The sequence below is a fragment of the Stenotrophomonas pictorum JCM 9942 genome, from assembly GCF_001310775.1.
Lineage (GTDB): Bacteria > Pseudomonadota > Gammaproteobacteria > Xanthomonadales > Xanthomonadaceae > Stenotrophomonas > Stenotrophomonas pictorum.
Genome location: NZ_BAZI01000329.1, coordinates 1 through 2,942 on the forward strand (window position 1 = coordinate 1; position 2,942 = coordinate 2,942).

Annotated in this window: 3 protein-coding genes; 1 reads left to right on the forward strand and 2 read right to left on the reverse strand. The window is 66.0% G+C overall.

The features are described from left to right. A partial coding sequence (locus JCM9942_RS13185) for an AAA family ATPase (protein ID WP_157722923.1) occupies positions 1–733 on the forward strand: 733 nt, incomplete at its 5' end. Between the two features lie 34 nt (positions 734–767). On the opposite strand, the gene JCM9942_RS13190 is transcribed toward JCM9942_RS13185, so the two are convergent. Together JCM9942_RS13190 and JCM9942_RS13195 are read right to left on the reverse strand one after the other, a co-directional pair. Continuing rightward, complete coding sequence (locus JCM9942_RS13190; protein ID WP_054660233.1) at positions 768–1,784, reverse strand: hypothetical protein; 1,017 nt, start codon at positions 1,782–1,784, stop codon at positions 768–770. A 56-nt stretch (positions 1,785–1,840) separates the two neighbouring features. Then, a complete protein-coding gene (locus JCM9942_RS13195; protein WP_054660235.1) occupies positions 1,841–2,755 on the reverse strand; it encodes an AEC family transporter in 915 nt (304 codons plus the stop codon). Positions 2,756–2,942: the final 187 nt, after the last annotated feature.

Below are 2,942 nucleotides of genomic sequence, written 5' to 3' on the forward strand. Positions count from 1 at the left end.
CCGCGCGGTGTTCGTCGCCGGCACCGCACCACCCGGACTGGACCCGCCCAGGGGCATGCTGCTGCTGGGCGTGCAGGGCTGCGGCAAGTCGATGCTGGCCAAGGCCACCGCCACCGGGTTCGGCGTGCCGTTGCTGCGGCTGGACTTCGGCATGCTCTACAACAAGTACCACGGCGAAACCGAAAAGAACCTGCGCGATGCGCTGGCCTCGGCCGAGCAGCTGGCGCCGTGCGTGCTGTGGATCGACGAGATCGAAAAAGGGCTGGCCAGCAACGGCGAGGACGGCGGTGTGTCACGCCGCGTCCTGGGCTATCTGCTGACCTGGATGGCCGAGCGCAAGGCGCCGGTGTTCATCGTCGCCACCGCCAACCAGGTACAGGAACTGCCGGCCGAGCTGCTGCGCAAGGGCCGTTTCGACGAGATCTTCTTTGTCGACCTGCCCTCGCCGGACACCCGCGTGGAGCTGCTGCGCCTGCACCTGGGCAAGCGCGGCCTCGTTGCCGGGAATTTCGCGCTGCCGGCCCTGGCCGCAGCCAGCGAAGGCTTCTCCGGTGCCGAAATCGAGCAGGCCATCGTCGCCGGCCTGTACGCCGCCCACGCCGAGCAGAAGCCCCTGGACACCGAACTGCTGATGGCCGAGATCCGCAGCACAAGGCCGCTGTCGGTGCTGATGGCCGAACCGGTGCAGGCGCTGCGTGCGTGGGCACGCGAACGCACGGTGTCGGCGGATTGAGGCCCTGCCGCCTCCCCCGCAGGCGGGTGAGGCCTTAGAGAACCTTTTCCGGCTGCCAGTTCAGCGGCGGCGTTGGCGGGATATCGTTCGCCGCCAACAGTTGCCGCATCGCACCCAATTCGCCCGATACCACGTTCCAGCGCAGGTACTGCTGCATTTCCGCCACGGTGCCTCCATCGGCCTGGTGCGACAGCAAACCCAGCGCCTGCCCGGAGATCCAGGCCACTTCGCGCCGGCGTTGCTGCCAGTATTCACGCTCAGTCGCATCCCGGGCATATACCTGCATCCTTGCGCTTCCATAGCTGCTGGCCAGCAGCGCATTGCTGCCGGCCAGCAACGTCAGGAGGTTTCGACATCCCTCGCTGCGCGTAGCGTCGACAGGTGCTGGACATTGCTGCTGCACCTCACCCAGCGCTGTCATGGAGAAGGCCGAGGCCAAGGCATACACCATGATCAGGCGCGCCTGTTCCGGATCGGTCTGCACCGCCGTGGAGTGCACTGGAATACGCATGCCGCGGGTCATGCGATCGAGCATGTCCAGTCCTTCGGCATATTCATCAACAAAGCGGGTCGCTTGGGTCGCGCGCGTCCATGCCAGCGACGCCTCCTCGGTATCGCCCAAAGCCACGGCCATGCGCCATAAAAGCAGCTGTGCAATTGCTTCATCGGCTTCCTGCGTTTTCAGTATACGAATCGCCAGGGGGATGTCGCACTGTCCCGCGCTGATGCAACGGCTCACCGCCGCGCGCGCTATCACAGGCTGCTCGCTGCCCTCGCGGATGGCCTGCTCCAGCCAAGCATCACTCTGGCGGGGAACGGACGATGGGTGTGGCTGCGCCGACAGCTCGGTCGGCAAGGCCAAGCGTGATGCTACCAGCAACGCCAGTGGCTGCCCGCTGGCTGCCAGCTCCTGCGCTTTCTGCAGCATCGGTGCGTGAAAGTCGTTCGCCCCCGACTCGACGGTAGGTTCGGGAGACGTTGATCCGCCAGCCAGACCGGGGACCGACAGCAACGTGCCAAACAAGAGAAAGAACGCTTTGTTGCCCTTCATCAGCCAACTCCTTCCTGGAAGTGGAGGGAGCGGTAGCGGCTCCCGGACACGTTGTATCAGGAAACCCGGTGCAACACCCACACCCAGACCGGCAAGGTGACAAGCGACAACACGATGCCGTAACCGACCAGCGCGGCGGCCAGTCGCGGCGCCAGCCGGTGCGAGATCGCCAGCGCGGCCGCGGTGATCATGGTCGGCATGGCGGTTTCCAGCACGTTGACCCGCAACATCTCGCCCTGCAATCCAAACGCCCACGACAGCGGCAGGGCCGCCGCCGGCAGCACCACCAGCTTGAGCAGCAGCCCCACCCCCAACGGCGCAAGTTCAGCACGCGTCAGCCGCAGCTGGATGGTCAAGCCGACGGCCAGCATCACCAGCGGCAGCATCGCATCAGCCAGGTTCTTCAACGCCAATGCGATCCAGGCCGGCGGACTGGCCGGCATCAGCACCAGCGCGAACCCCAGTGCCCACAGCGGCGGGAACTTCAGGATCCGCAGCACGATCGCACGTCCGCCCGGTGGCGCATCGCCGCTGTAACGCGCCAGCACATACAGCCCGAACGTGGACAGCAGCACGAAGGTGCCGAACTGGTCGTAGACCACCGCATACGGCAAGGCGTGGTCACCCAGCAGCGCGCGCACCATCGGGTAGCCGATGAAGCTGGAGTTGCACAACGCCACGCACAGCAGCAACACCGCATGCACCTGCCGTTCGAAGCCGAACAGCCGGGTGGCCAGGCTGACCAGCGCCAGCGTCAACCCCATCAACACCCAGGGTGTGAGCATCAGGCCGAGCAGCGCGGTATCCAGCTGCAACCGCGGCACATAGGTCAGCACCGCCGCCGGCAGGCACACATACAGCACGACCTTGTTGAGCGTGTCGGCGGCGTTGTCGGGAAAGGTGCGCAACCTTGCGAAAACCATGCCCAACGCGAGCATGGCCAGGATCAGCGCGAAAGCATCAAAGGCCATGGCACAAGCATGCACTGACCATACCGGTGAGGGAACCGGCATCCGACTAGGATCGGACGAAGCGCTCGCCCTGCCCGCTCATTCCTGCGTGCCCGACGCCTGTCCCGGGCAGGGACGCTGCGCTGGGTTACCGCGCGGTGTCCGCGGCAACAGGCCACCCGGACAGCACGCGGCTCAGGGCCAGGCC